Origin of the sequence: Streptomyces sp. NPDC085524, assembly GCF_044541755.1 — a bacterium.
In the GTDB taxonomy this organism is placed as follows: domain Bacteria; phylum Actinomycetota; class Actinomycetes; order Streptomycetales; family Streptomycetaceae; genus Streptomyces.
Map to the genome: position 1 here is coordinate 120,955 of NZ_JBITTH010000008.1, position 12,327 is coordinate 133,281.

Sequence of the window (12,327 nt, forward strand, 5' to 3'; positions counted from 1 at the left end):
GCCGGTTCAGCGGCGCTGGGGTGTCGGGCCGTGGCCGGGAGGGGGGTACGCCGGAGCGGGCGGCTGGGGCCGGGCGGCCGGGGCCAGGCGTCGGCCCAGGGCAGCGCGCAGGTCGTCGAGGGTGCGCGACGTCGCCGTATGGGTGCTGAACTTCCCGTACACGTACGGGGTCTGGTCCCCCGTGCGGTAGAGCGGGGCGGGATCCGTCAGGGCGGAGAGGAATCCGGCGACAACCCCGGGCGGAGCGCTGTCGTCGATGGACGCACTCCACACCGACTGATGCTCACTGCCGTCCGGGCGGGGAGCGCTGGCGTGCACCCTCCATGCCCAGGCTGGTGGACCGGTGGCGACGATGCGGTCCTTGAGCACGAAGGCGGTCGGCGGGGTTCCGTCGAATTCGGGCGGAGCGAGCAGTCCTGCGATCCGGTCGTCGGTAACTTCCGTCCACCCGTTGGCACGGGCCTGCTCCCACACGTCTTCGACGGAGAGGTGCGGGCCGTCGGGACGGATGAGGGCGTCGGCGGCACCCGCGATGATCTCCACCGGGGTCCAGGCTCCAAAGGCCATCTGCCAGTGCCTGATGCCCTCGGCGGGCAGGAAGCGCCAGGCGGTCTCGTCGCTGTCCGGGTGGGGCAGTTCGAGGGTGAGGTGGAACCGCTGATCGGGCGACGAGAGCAGGACGTGGGGGTATCCGGGTACGGACTGGTCCCTCCACCCGTGGGCCATCAGGTGGCCGGTGACCCACCGGGGATCGCCGCCGCCCGCGAGGTGGCGGGGGGTGACCGCGACGACGTTGCGATCTGCGGGGAACCTCGGGCCCAGGGCGCGGGAGAGGAACGGCGAGGAGGGGGCCGGGCGATTCATCGAGTCCTTGCGTAGCCGGACGCCTTGGCGCCGGTGCGGGCGCGGGAGGAGACCCAGTTGCGGCTCCATGCCGCGGCGCGGGCGGCGGAGAGGCGGGCCTGCTGCCAGGCGCCGAGCTGGTCGGGCAGGACGGACACGGAGGTGACGCGGATCCGGTTGCTGAGCGGGACGTGCCCGAGCGGGCGCATCACCGGCTCCGGGTCGGCCAGGGCCGTGGTCAGGGACTGCACCAGGTGCAGCGGCGTACTCGCGGTGGCCTGCGCGTTCCATACGGGCCCGTGCTCGTTGCGGGCGCCGACCCACCAGTGGTTCTGGCTGCCGTCACCGCCGGGTTGGACGTACTGCACGACGGCGTGCCGGTCGGGGCTCTGGGCGACGAAGTAGTCGTCCTGCTGCATGCTCCAGGACTTCTCGGTGAGCGGCGCCCACACGTTCGGGGCGTGCGCCGAGCGCGGCTTGGTCAGCGCATCGGTCAGGCCCGCCACGATCTCCACCGGGGTCTGCGGGGTCAGGGTTACCTGCCAGGCCGGCTGATGCCCGTGCGCGGCACCGTGGACCTGCCATCCGCCCGGCGGCTGATAGGCCACGCGCACCATCTGGTCGGGCGAGTCGAAGGCGAGCATCGTGCCGGAACTGCGGGCGATGTCCTTCCACCCCGACGCGCGCAGGAACTCGCCGACGTGGCGCAGGTCTCCGCCGCCGGCCAGGTAGCGGGGCTCGACCAGGTAGTGCTGCTGCGCCTGCTGGGCCTGGCCCCAGCCGGTCCACTGCTGTCTCTTGCTCACCGGTGCCTCCCCCGCGCCACCAGGGCGGTGGCCTGCGTGGAGGCCGGTGAGGACGTGGTCAGGGAGCGGCGCGAGGCGATCTCCTCGAACACTTCCTGGTGTTCGTCCAGGTCGAGGCCGAGGTCGTGCAGCGTGTTGGCGGTGCGCCCGAGTGCCAGCCACATCTCCGCAGGGAAGACGCCGCTCTGAGCGTGGTGCTTGGTGACGTAGGTGCCGGTGCCGACCAGGGCGGCCAGCCTGCCGAGGATGCCGTTCTCGGAGTCCAGGACCTGCTGGAGGATCTGTGCGGCCTGCTGGGGCCCGGCCTGGGACAGGTGCGCGGAGAGCTGGTCGAGCTGGTGGGCGATGCTGCCGGTGAGCGCGGCGGTGGGTGGGGTCATGGGCGGTCCAGGGGGCTGTGCCGTACCCCCGACGATGGTTAGCGGGGTTGGCGGTGGATGGAGGCGGCCGGAGGTGCGGTGCGCGGCGGAGGCGCGAGCCGAGGCCGGTCGGGACCTGCGGCCTTGACGACGGCGGCGCGCAGGTAGCGGCGCAGCAGGAAACGGGCGAGCCGCGGCCGGCTGGCGGCGTTGAGCGGTGGGACGCGCGGCCGGTGGCCGGCACTGCCGACGGATGGCTGGGCGTGGGCTGGGTGGTGCCGGGGCGTAAAGGTCACCGCGCGCGGGCGGCGGTCCGGGCACCGGGCGGCGGAGTGGGTAGCGCGGCCTCCGCGGCAGGACGGACGGCGGCACGCAGCACGGTGGCGAAGCCGAGGCGTGCGAGGCGGGCGCCGGCAGCCTGGACGGCGTGGGCCTGGGCGCGGGTGTCGTCCCCGGAGAGTACATAGGCGCCTGCCGTGGTGTTCCACGCGAATCCTTCGGAGACCAGGGCTTCGGCTGCGGGCCGGGCGGTGGTGACAGCCGCGAGGGAGCCGTCCTCGAGCCAGGTCATCACCACCTGCTGCGGCTGAGCATCGGCAGAGGGGAGGGGCTGCGGGGGGTTCATCGCGTTGTGCCGGACCTGGGCGAGTGCGATGTCGTATCGGGGCAGCAGGTCGGCGGTGATGGCGCGGGCGGCGCGCTCGGCATCGGCAGGCACGGCGATCCCGTCCGGTTCGCGGACCCCGGTGAACGCCTCCGGGGCAGCGCCGGACGGAGCCATGGCGGCCACGAGGAACTCCTCGTCATGCCGGGGATGAAGGGTGACGTACAGGCGGGTGCCGTCGTCGCGGATGAGGTGGGCGTCTGCGCCCAGGGCGTACTCGGCGAGGGCGGCGGCCACTTCGTTGAGGTCCCAGACCTCTTCGGCGTGCAGGAACTGGTCTTCGTGGCGCTGGTGTTGGTGGTGGTGCACGGTCCAGTTCCCGGGGAGTTCCTCGGAGAGGATGGTGGCGAACGACTCCACGTCGCGGCTGTCGTCGTCGGGCAGGGTGCGGGGGGCGGGCATGGGCTCCTCGAACATGGGGCGGGGGTCATCGGGTCCGTCCGGAGGCGGTAGGGGCTGGTGCGGCCGGCGGGGCGGCGGGCAGTGAGGTGCCCGGCCGGGCTGGGGCCGTGCTGCGGTCGGCGAGCTCTGCGCGGGTGTGCAGCAGGTCGGCGGTGATGGGACCGAGGCGGTGCTCGGCCAGGTAGCGCATGCGGGCCGCGATGTGCCGGTCAGCAGGTCCGCCGAGGCCGTCGTAGACGGCGGCAAGGGAGTGGAGGAGCTGGTCCAGGGCGGCGAGGATGCCGTCGTGAGCGGCGGTCACCTCATCCAGCCGGTCGGATACCTCGGCCGGGCCGGCCGCGTCGCGGATGGCGGCGGCGAGGTTGGCGATGGACCGGCCGTCCGTGACGTAGCGGTCCTGTGTCGTCTCCGTCGCGCATTCGGCGTCGGCCTCGACCCGGTACCCCGCCGCCTGGAGCCGGGCGACGGCGAGCTGTGCCACTGCGGCCTGGTCCGACGGCAGAACGGTCGGCGACATCCGGTGCCAAGTCGTGCCGTGCACCTCGCGGAGGAAGAAGGTGCGTTCCAGGATGCCGTGGGCCAGTCCGTCACCGCCGCGGGCGATGATCCGGCCGGTGTCGATGTCCCTGGCGACCGTGACGGGTGCTGCCTCGCGAGGGGTCGCCGGCTCGTTCACCGTACGGCCGCCCGTGATGCGGCAGGTGCCTGTAGCGGCCGGGCCGGCGCAAGGGCGGCCGAAGGCTCAGAGGGCTGGAGCCGGGAGGCGATCTCGCCCAGCTGCTCCTGCAGCCCGTACAGGCGGCGGGCTGTCCAGAACAAGTCCCTTGCAGCGGCTTTGGTTTGGTCGCCGGGCAGCGTGGCGGCCTGCCGACCAACCTCTTCCACGAGCTGCCGCACTGTGGAGATCGGGCCGGACTGCTCGGCGGCGAGCTGCCGCAGGATTCCCGCGAGCGGGCCGTTCGCGGTCGGCACCCGCGGAGAGGCGACGTGCTCCAGCCCGGGCGCCCGGTCCCGGCGCGGGGAGTCCTGCCAGTGGCTGGAGTGCAGGAGGAGGTCGGCCTCGATGCTCCGCGCCTCGGCGACCAGGGTCTGCAGGAGGCGTCGGGGCTGGGCACTCCAGGTGCCGTCGAGGCGGATGAGGTTGGCGATCACGTCCAGGCGCCCGGGCTGGGCCTGGACGGCGATCCACTGGCAAGCCTGGTCGTCTCCGGGTGGCGCTATACCGGCGACACGGGCGATCCGGTATCCGATCTCGGACCACTCGGCGTGGTTCAGCTCCCGGTCCAGCGGATGCATGTGCGCGGTGACGTGGAGGATTGCGCGCCGGTCGCCGTCGGGCCCGGAGGCGAGCGGGTGCTCCAGCGACGGGTCGGCGAGATGGTCGGCCCACGTTGCCGAGCTCCAGGTCTCGTCCTCGTCCGTGTAGTGGTCCAGCCGGTTCAAGTGGGCCACCACCGTGCCACCGGGCTCGGTGGTCAGGCCCTCGTTCAGGCTGATCTCCCGTCCGAGCGCATCGGCGAGGGCATCCTCGGCGGTCACGTCACGGGAGTGGATTGCAATGATCATGGTCTCGCTCGGGGGCTGCATTTTGAACGGATGGCAGAAGGCCCGCGCCTTCGGGGCGCCGGTACGGCCGTGGTCAGCGCCCGGGCCGGGTGTCGGCGACGTGGACGAGCTGGTTGAGTGCGGTCAGGGAGTACCAGCTGCAGTCCACGACGTCCTCGCCGTCCCCGAGGCGCTTGACCAGGTACTCCCGCAGCGCCTTCTGGTGCATCAGGCACTCCGGGCACCGCTTGGACAGGTGCACCAGGTAGCGGGGGTGGGCCGTGACGTAGGAGCGGTCGCCGCCGTTGGGGTCGAGCAGCCGCCACCCGTCCTCGTCGGTCGGGGTGTGCCAGGAGGGGGCCACGACCCTCATCGCGTCGCCCCACAGCTCCCCGCCGGCGGCACCCTTGAGGATCACGACGTGCTCGCCGGGACGGAAGTGCTGGTGGGTGATGTCCCGCTCCGGGGTGAGCGGGTCGGGCGGCAAATACACGGGGCTGGTCTCGGGCACGGCGGTCCTTCCACGAAGACGCTGGGCGGCGGTGGAAGACAAAGGGTCCGGAGAATCCCCGGTTTCCGAAACCGGGACTTCGCCGCTATATTGCGCGCCGCGCGGCTACCGGAACGGGTTCTCCGTGGGCCGGTCGCGGTCGTCGGCGGCCTCCAGCAGCTCGGGAAGATCGCTCCCTTCGGACTCGCGCTGGTCGACCCACCACCCGGCCCTCGTCAGCAGCCGGACCTGCTCCTCCAGCTGGGCCCAGTCGGCTTCGTCCCAGGTCCCTTCGGTGACCAGCGCGGTGTACGCGCGGGTCACCAGCTGGTGGCGGGTCCGCTCGCCCCAGCCCAGGATCTTTTCCGGCCCCTCCAGGGGCGGCATGTCGAACTGGGTTGCCCAGTTGGCGGCGGTGGCCTGTTCGTCTGCCCGCTTGGCGGCAAGCCACTCGGCCGTACTGGCGGCATCAGCCTGGTGATCGGCCCGCCAGCAATCGGTGCACTGCCGGGCGGCGAGCCATCGGGCGTATCCAGCGCGCTGGTCCGCCGAACGATCGGACAGATCACGGGTGCTGGTGTGTCCACAGCTGTGGAAGATCTCAAAGGACGTGGGGACCCCCGGGGAATTCCGTTTGATGGGCGTTATGTTCGAGGTCGGGCTGCTGGTCTGGGGCTTCAAAACGAGTGCCTTTCGTTGGCGGTTGGGGTGGTGGCCTGCGTCGCTGCGGAGGGTCGTGCATCAGATGCACGATTCATGCGGCGGACGGAGGTGGTCTGGAGTGCTTGGTGGTGGTCTCGGGGACGCTTCCGCCTTCTGCGTCGTCTCAGCGTGTCCTGCGGATGGCGTCTGTGGCCGCCGCGGCGATGGCGGCGGGAGCGCTGGAGGGCCGGGGCAGGTGCAGCAAGGCGGTCCCCGGCAAGTGCTGGGACTGGGCGGTGAGGGTGAGCTGGAGTACGGCGCAGCCGGCGGTCGTGAGCCGCTTGACGCGGGTGACGGCTTGAGCGGTTTCGTCGCTGCCGTACCGGGCGTCGGTGACGATCACGAGGAGGCGGCCGGCGCCGGGGCGGCTGAGTTCGAGGCCGTGGTCGAGTGCGTCAATGGCGTCGCCGAGGTTGTGGTGGCCGCCGTTGGCATCGAACGTCGTCACGCGCTCTGGTGCCCGGTGGGTGGGTCGGGTCAATGCGGTCAGGTGCCTGTCATAGGCGATGGTGGCGGTAAGGGAGTCGGGGTCGGTCAGGGCAGCTGCGCGTGCCACGATCCAGGCAGCGGACGCGACGGGCGCGCAGGCGGCACGCATGGAGCCGGAGACGTCGACGGCGATACCCACACGCAGCGGTGGGGTGGGGGAGTTCCGGCGGCGGGTGTGGGTGAACGGTTCCGCGGTGGGGACCGACCCGGCCGCGCGCTGAGCGTCACGGGCGAGGGCCGCGCGCATGTTGAGGCGGCCGGGCGGAGTGGGGCTGGTGGTCCGCTCCTCGGTCCGCTCGCGGTAGGCGGCGGCACGCAGGGCACGGCTCAGGCGCGAGGCGGCACTCTGCTCGGCGGAGGTGGGCCGGCGGGTGCCGGTGACCGGGTTGCCGTAGGGCGCAGGTGTGCCGTCGGGAGCGACGGTGGTGCCACGGGCGTTGAAGACCGACTTGGCGGTGGCGGCGGCTTTGCGTCGCTGGCCGGCCCGCTGGGCGCGGTCTTGAGCCTGCGCCTGGGACTTCGCGGCCATGGCGTTGGCCGCTGCGGCCTGTGCTGCGAGGTCGGCGGCGTCGGTAGCGGCCGTGCTGTCCATGACGACCCCCACGGCGCCGGACAGCAGATCGGTGAGGTTCTCCGGCACGGGCAGGGCGGGAGCCGCGACGTCCAGAGCGTCACACCACTCCTGGGCGTGCCCGAGCATGGTCGTGGCGTCGTGGTCGGCGCACTGGTGGGCTGCGGTCCAGATGCGGGTGAGCGTGGCCAGCAGGTCTGCGCCCAGCACCTGTTCGCACAGATCGGCGACGGCCCGGGTCTCGCCGGCGTCCAGGATGCCGACGTCACGGCGGCCGAGGATTAGGGCCGCCACGGAGGCGGCGTGCTCGATGCCCTGGAGGGTGGGGTGGGCGATGTCGGGCATGACCAGGGTTCGGGCACTGGTGCGCAGGTAGGTGCGGTCCGTGGGCCGCCTGGTCAGGTGCGCGCCTTCGGCGCGGCTCTCCTCCAGCAGGAACGCGGCCTCGACGACACGGGGGTTCGCTCCGGCAGGCGGTGTCCAGACGGAGTGGGCCGCGTGCGCGGCCTCGTGGACGAACACTCCCCAGGCGGCGGGATACCGCTCCTCGTCGCCCACGATCCTCGGATGGATCTCGTGGGGCTGGAGCGGGGCGAACAGGCCGGCGTCGAACTCGACCTCGCCCAACGTGGGGTAGAACGCGGCCGGTGCGCCGCTGCGCGTGCCGGGGCGGCAGGTGACGAGGAGGTCCTGGCGGCCGGAGAGGGCGACCAGCCGGTCGCCGAGTTCGGCTCCCACGCGCAGCCACGCGTCCGGGGAGGAACGGGGTTGCGCGGGCGGGGCGCCGTCGTCGTCCCAGCGCGCGAGGTCGGCGGCGTCCTCCGGCGTGGTGGCGGGGGACTGGACGTGGTGGTGGGCGCTCATCGCGAGCGGCCCCGGTGCGCGGAGACGGTGCTGCCCGGAGGCTTTCGGACGGCTGAGGCGGGGAGCTGCTTGCCGAGGGTGAGGGGCGCGATCTTCTTGACGCCGACAGCCTTGATGACGGCGTCGGCGACGGCGTCGCGATCCTCCAGAGGAGCGATGCCGACCAGGTTCGCGAGCGCGGCGTTGATGCCGAGGACGGCCTCGGTCTTCTGGTAGCTGAGCAGTTCCCGCAACTGGGGGGCCCAGCCCAGCTCACCGAGGTCGACCTGGCGGGAGAGGTGTCGGGCGACCCGGACCACCCGGGCATCGATCTTCAAGGCCAGGGCGAGGTCATAGTCCGTTCCGATCTGGATCTGCACGCTGAACCGGGACGACAGCGCCTCCGTCAAAACGGCACCGTGGACGCCGGGATTGTGGCCCGCCACCACGTAGAAGCCTGGCTCGGCCTTGATGATCTCGCCCTTGTGGGCCTTGACCTGGATCTGCCGGCGCCCGTCCATCGCGGGATACAGCGCCGCCAACACCTTCGGCGAGATCAGAGTGGCATCGTCGATCAGCAGGGCACGGCCCTCGGTCATCGCGGTGACCAACGGACCGTACTGGAAGACGTAGCCTCCGCCGTCGGCCTGCGTGTACTCGCCGATCAGGTCGCCGACCGTGGTGTCGCCGTCACCGGCGACGGTGAGCAGGTCCGGGAACGCCGCCTCAACCAGCGACGTCTTGCCGGTGCCCGGAGGGCCGTAGAGCAGCACCGGCACGTCGGCGTCACGCAAGCGATTCAACGCCTCGACGTCGGGCAGATCGGCCAGCTCCCGGGGGTGGTAGAGCTGGCCCCCCGCGCGGCGGATCGGGCCGGTCTGCCTGGGCGCGGCTGCCGCGGGAGCGGCCGTGCGGGCCGTGGCCGCCTGGACGCGGGGAGCGTGGGTGCCCGGTGGGCTGATCACAGCGGCCTGCGCGGCTGCGACGGTCTTCGCGTTCGCGCGGAACTCCGGTTGCCCCGTTCCGCTTTGGTCGGCCTCACCGCGCCGCACCAGGGTGAGGGCGGCGTTACGGACCGCGCCGTGGGAGTGGCCCAGCTGCCGGGCCATGTCCCCGATGGTGAGCGTGTCCGCCGGCCGGTCGGCCAGCAGTCGGGCCACCTTGGCCCGTAGCTCGCCGCCCTTGGTCCGCGCTGGACTCGTAGGCGGTACGGGTGTGCTCAAAACGGGCTCCCTTCAACAGGTGCGGGTGCGGGCGGGGCTGGCGATGTGCAGGAGAGGTTGGCCGCTCTCGGAGCGGATCACGGAATGTGCCGACATCGGCGACCGGGCCAACCGGGGCGTACGTCGGCGCTCACCGGCCGACCGGGGGCTCGGTACAGGTGCAGGGGATGGCCGGCGACGGGTAGCTCGCTGGCTGCCGAGCAGGCCCGGGTGTCCGCTCCGTTCCGGGTTCCGTCGCTCGGCAGGCGCAGTCGGGCGTCTCTTCGAAGCCGTCCTGGAGCAGGATCCGCCGGGCGGCGGCGTTGTAGCCGGTGGTGGTGATCTCGCCGGTGATGGTGTGCCGGATCGTCAGGAACGGCTCTGCTGGTGTTTCGGGCAAGGCGGATCTCCTTTCGGTGGTGGCGGGAAAGCGGTGGGGTGTCGGTGCGGCGTGAGGGTCAGGCCGGGGTGGGGCCCTTCGCGGTCACCGTGTTCGTCTGGCAGCCGAGGAGTGGGTGCCGAGGGCGGGTACGGGCACGGACGCAACCTGGGGAGCATTCACGCGGTGCTGCGGAGGTCGTGCGGAGGCGGCCCGGGCGATGCGAGCCAGTCGCTCGGTCGCGGCGTTCCCCCGAGTCGGGGCGCTCGGAGAGGCGGTTTCGGCTGGATCAAGGGAGAGGTCCGCTTGCACGGTGAACCCACGTCGGCGGAGGTCATGGACGGTCTGCCGGGCGCGGCGCCGCAGGTCGTGATCGGGCTGGGTCAGCCGGAACAGATCCGATTTGCCCGGCACGGGTTCGAACTGCTCGCGCTCCAGGTACCAGGCCGCGAGGTGGGAAGTGATGGCTGTGCTGGGACGGGCGACCACACCGTGCTCGGCGTGCAGCCCGAAATGGAAGTGCGGTTGCATGGGGCGTCCTGATGGTCGGGGAAGGTCATCGGCCGCGGGGCGTTCGCCCGACCCGGTCACCGGGGAGGGCGGGCGCGGCTGCGCCGGCCGTGGGAAGCGCGGGCCGGACCGTGGAAGCAGGGCCGACGGGGCGAGTGGCGTGTGCCTGGCGCAGTAGGGCCGGCGCGCCGGTCCGCCACCGGCGGAGGATCTCGGCTGTGCTGGGCTGCGTGGCTGGGGGCGAGGACGGCGCCGCTGGCCACGACGGTTCCGCCACGTCCGGGTGAAGGAGCTGGTGGAGCCGATCTAGGGAGGCGGAGTCCTCGGCGCCCGCCACAGGGCGCACGCGGGAGAGGAGCGCAGCGGCGTGGGGGCGCAGTCGGCGCCACTCCACGGAGCCTTCTTCGAGGTACTGCTGCTGGGTGTGTCCGAGCGTGGCCGGGTCCAGGCGGGTGCCGTCGCTGTAGCGGCCGGAGTGCTGGATCGCCGTCCATGCCGTGTGGAGTTCCTCGAGCCTTCCGTGTGCCGCTTCGACGGCGGCCAGCAGTCGTTCGTGGACAGCCTGTTCGTACGCCGGCAGGAACGTGCCGGTGACCAGGCCGGCGGCATGGGCCGCGTCGGAGGGCAGCACGATCGAGGTGGGGGCGTGCGGGTCGGCGTAGTTGTCGTCGAAGGTGGCGCTGGCGAAGGAGCCGAGCAGGTATTGGTCGGTGCTGCCGGGCCGTTCGGCCAGGAGGAGTTCGATGCCTGCGCCGTTGGTGAGCTGGGCGGCGTACGGGATGCGGATGTGCTCCACGCAGTCGATGAGTTCGCCCGCGTCCCACAGGAGGGGGACGAGGTCTTCCTGCCACACCGGGTGCGAGTAGACCTCGACCTTCACCGTCCACTGCCCGGGCAGGCAGTCGGCGAGCGCGGCGGCATAGTCGCCGAGGTAGGTGCGGGGGCCGCCGAAGAGGTGGACGCGGTGCCGGCGTGCGGTATCTGCGAGGGCGCGCAGGATGGGTGCGGCGGTGTCCACGTCGCGCAGGGCGTACGTGCCGTCGGGGCGCCGCTCGAATCCGGGCGTGAGCTGAAGTGCGGTGTTGGCCCAGGGGTACTGCTCGCCCACGGGGACGGCGACTAGGCCGTCGGCCGGGCTGACGGCGAGGATGATCTGTGCCTGGCCCCTGGAACGGGGTGTCGTACGGTCGTCCATGCTCACGTCCGGCTGGTGAGGGCGTTGCGCAGGCCGTGCCCGAACCCGTGGGCATGGCGGCGGGCGGCCAGCTCCAGCTCCTCGTACTGCTCGCCGCGGGTCATCTGGCCGTCGTGCTTGCGGTACCGGTAGACGGGCAGCGGGAGCAGCATGCCGGGGGCCAGCGCGGTGACGCCGACGGCCGCCATGTAGTCCTCGCCCTGGACGAGGCCGCCCATGCCGCCGGCCGCGCGGACCAGGCGGGTGCGGGCCAGGATGGTCGTCGGCCCGACGGGGATGGTGTCCTGCGGCCGGGGCCAGTACGTCACCACGTCGCCGGCGGCGTGGTAGCCGGGCGGGGCCGGGCATTCCCACAGACGGCGGGAGCCGTCGGGCAGCCAGTCCTCGCTGTATCCGGCGACCCACCCGAGCTCGTCGGTGAAGGTCTCCAGGCGTACGCCCAGGCTCCAGTCAGGGAAGACGTCATCGTCGTCGGCCCAGTTCACGAATTCGGTGCGGACCTCGTTCAGGCCGAGGTTGCGGGCGCAGGCGGCGCCGACCGGCCGGGGCAGGGAGAGGATCCGGACCCGGGGGTCGGCGGTGATTGGGGCAGGTACCAGGGCGGGGTCGGCGCCGTCGAGGACGAGGACTGCCTCCCAGGGCACAGTCTGCCGGGTGAGGCTGGCGTGCATCTCCTGCAGGTAGGGCAGGCGTTCGGGGCGGAGCTGGGTGGCGATGACGACGGTGATCTGCGCGGGGGACAGGAATTTCTCCGGAGTGCGTTCCATGTGCGGGGCGTTCAGCGGGTGATCCGCGGTCGGGCGGGTGCGGGTGCTGGGGCGAGCGGCTTGGTGATCTTCAGTGGGGTGGCGGGGGCCTGGATGGGCGCGGGCCGGTTCGAGTCCCACAGCGAGGGGGTGCCGGAGATCCGGGACTGGGGGTCGGTGTCCCAGGGCACGATGGGTCCGGCGTCGTACCAGGTCAGGGCGATGACCTCGATGCCGTGGTCGTGCAGGACGTAGCCCCATTCCAGGCCCATGGCATCAGCGTTGGCGTCGGTGACCGGGATCGGCTTTGCGGGGGTGCCGTCCACGTTGAACACGTTGTCGAAGGGCGCGCTGGGGCCGAGGTCGCCGTGGGGGTCGAGCCGCTCCAGGACGTTGTCGGGGGCCCTGTCCAGGAGGTCCATGCCGAGCTGCTTCCAGTCGTGGGGTCCATCGATGAGGTGCCGGCGAAGGGCGTCGAGGTCGCCGCCGAAGCGGTAGCGGGCGGCGCAGAGCAGGAGGGGGAGCTGGTGGTCGGGGTAGCCGTCGTAATGGCAGTAGATGCCCTCGTAGCCGGTACCGGT

General features: G+C 72.2%; 15 protein-coding genes. 1 reads left to right on the forward strand and 14 read right to left on the reverse strand.

What is annotated here, in order from left to right:
* Positions 1–6: 6 nt before the first annotated feature.
* From ACIGFK_RS14430 to ACIGFK_RS14480, 11 genes are all read right to left on the reverse strand, one after another.
* Positions 7–864, reverse strand: coding sequence for a DUF317 domain-containing protein (locus ACIGFK_RS14430; protein WP_400051893.1), 858 nt, complete (start codon positions 862–864; stop codon positions 7–9).
* Positions 861–1,649, reverse strand: a complete 789-nt coding sequence (locus ACIGFK_RS14435; RefSeq protein ID WP_053627893.1) for a DUF317 domain-containing protein — start codon at positions 1,647–1,649, stop codon at positions 861–863. Before ACIGFK_RS14435 ends, ACIGFK_RS14430 begins: the two co-directional genes overlap by 4 nt.
* Positions 1,646–2,029 (reverse strand): hypothetical protein, encoded by a 384-nt coding sequence (locus ACIGFK_RS14440; protein WP_400051894.1) that lies wholly within the window; start codon positions 2,027–2,029, stop codon positions 1,646–1,648. Before ACIGFK_RS14440 ends, ACIGFK_RS14435 begins: the two co-directional genes overlap by 4 nt.
* A gap of 271 nt (positions 2,030–2,300) precedes the next feature.
* Positions 2,301–3,089, reverse strand: a complete 789-nt coding sequence (locus ACIGFK_RS14445; protein WP_400051895.1) for a hypothetical protein — start codon at positions 3,087–3,089, stop codon at positions 2,301–2,303.
* A 10-nt stretch (positions 3,090–3,099) separates the two neighbouring features.
* Positions 3,100–3,750, reverse strand: a complete 651-nt coding sequence (locus ACIGFK_RS14450; protein WP_400051896.1) for a hypothetical protein — start codon at positions 3,748–3,750, stop codon at positions 3,100–3,102.
* Positions 3,747–4,613: a relaxase/mobilization nuclease gene (locus ACIGFK_RS14455; RefSeq protein ID WP_400051898.1), complete on the reverse strand. Its 867-nt coding sequence runs from the start codon at positions 4,611–4,613 to the stop codon at positions 3,747–3,749. Before ACIGFK_RS14455 ends, ACIGFK_RS14450 begins: the two co-directional genes overlap by 4 nt.
* A gap of 100 nt (positions 4,614–4,713) precedes the next feature.
* Positions 4,714–5,130 (reverse strand): hypothetical protein, encoded by a 417-nt coding sequence (locus tag ACIGFK_RS14460; RefSeq protein ID WP_053627888.1) that lies wholly within the window; start codon positions 5,128–5,130, stop codon positions 4,714–4,716.
* A 105-nt stretch (positions 5,131–5,235) separates the two neighbouring features.
* Complete coding sequence (locus ACIGFK_RS14465; protein WP_400051900.1) at positions 5,236–5,496, reverse strand: hypothetical protein; 261 nt, start codon at positions 5,494–5,496, stop codon at positions 5,236–5,238.
* Between the two features lie 439 nt (positions 5,497–5,935).
* On the reverse strand, positions 5,936–7,735 hold the full coding sequence (locus ACIGFK_RS14470; RefSeq protein WP_400051901.1) for a hypothetical protein: 1,800 nt from the start codon (positions 7,733–7,735) through the stop codon (positions 5,936–5,938).
* A complete protein-coding gene (locus ACIGFK_RS14475; protein WP_400052092.1) occupies positions 7,732–8,874 on the reverse strand; it encodes an AAA family ATPase in 1,143 nt (380 codons plus the stop codon). Before ACIGFK_RS14475 ends, ACIGFK_RS14470 begins: the two co-directional genes overlap by 4 nt.
* Before the next feature lie 193 nt (positions 8,875–9,067).
* A complete protein-coding gene (locus ACIGFK_RS14480) occupies positions 9,068–9,289 on the reverse strand; it encodes a hypothetical protein (RefSeq protein ID WP_191869161.1) in 222 nt (73 codons plus the stop codon).
* Positions 9,290–9,601: 312 nt separating this feature from the next.
* On the opposite strand from ACIGFK_RS14480, the gene ACIGFK_RS14485 reads away from it, so the two are divergent.
* Positions 9,602–9,838, forward strand: coding sequence for a hypothetical protein (locus ACIGFK_RS14485; RefSeq protein WP_053627885.1), 237 nt, complete (start codon positions 9,602–9,604; stop codon positions 9,836–9,838).
* Between the two features lie 13 nt (positions 9,839–9,851).
* Here ACIGFK_RS14485 and ACIGFK_RS14490 read toward each other — a convergent pair whose 3' ends face one another.
* The 3 genes from ACIGFK_RS14490 to ACIGFK_RS14500 are packed head-to-tail and all read right to left on the reverse strand — an operon-like array spanning position 9,852 to position 12,168.
* Positions 9,852–11,006: a hypothetical protein gene (locus tag ACIGFK_RS14490; RefSeq protein ID WP_400051903.1), complete on the reverse strand. Its 1,155-nt coding sequence runs from the start codon at positions 11,004–11,006 to the stop codon at positions 9,852–9,854.
* Positions 11,003–11,767 carry a glycosyltransferase family 2 protein gene (locus tag ACIGFK_RS14495; RefSeq protein ID WP_400051905.1) on the reverse strand — a complete coding sequence of 255 codons (765 nt, stop codon included), beginning with the start codon at positions 11,765–11,767 and terminating at the stop codon, positions 11,003–11,005. Before ACIGFK_RS14495 ends, ACIGFK_RS14490 begins: the two co-directional genes overlap by 4 nt.
* 11 nt (positions 11,768–11,778) lie before the next feature.
* Positions 11,779–12,168 carry a hypothetical protein gene (locus ACIGFK_RS14500; RefSeq protein ID WP_400051907.1) on the reverse strand — a complete coding sequence of 130 codons (390 nt, stop codon included), beginning with the start codon at positions 12,166–12,168 and terminating at the stop codon, positions 11,779–11,781.
* Positions 12,169–12,327 lie beyond the last annotated feature (159 nt).

What these genes read in the sequence shown, in the direction of transcription:
- ACIGFK_RS14445 (WP_400051895.1), bottom strand. Translation starts at nt 3,089, where the DNA reads ATGTTCGAGGAGCCCATGCCCGCCCCCCGCACCCTGCCCGACGACGAC.
- ACIGFK_RS14465 (WP_400051900.1), bottom strand. Translation starts at nt 5,496, where the DNA reads ATGCCGCCCCTGGAGGGGCCGGAAAAGATCCTGGGCTGGGGCGAGCGG.
- ACIGFK_RS14495 (WP_400051905.1), bottom strand. Translation starts at nt 11,767, where the DNA reads ATGGAACGCACTCCGGAGAAATTCCTGTCCCCCGCGCAGATCACCGTC.
- ACIGFK_RS14470 (WP_400051901.1), bottom strand. Translation starts at nt 7,735, where the DNA reads ATGAGCGCCCACCACCACGTCCAGTCCCCCGCCACCACGCCGGAGGAC.
- ACIGFK_RS14430 (WP_400051893.1), bottom strand. Translation starts at nt 864, where the DNA reads ATGAATCGCCCGGCCCCCTCCTCGCCGTTCCTCTCCCGCGCCCTGGGC.
- ACIGFK_RS14440 (WP_400051894.1), bottom strand. Translation starts at nt 2,029, where the DNA reads ATGACCCCACCCACCGCCGCGCTCACCGGCAGCATCGCCCACCAGCTC.
- ACIGFK_RS14500 (WP_400051907.1), bottom strand. Translation starts at nt 12,168, where the DNA reads ATGGACCTCCTGGACAGGGCCCCCGACAACGTCCTGGAGCGGCTCGAC.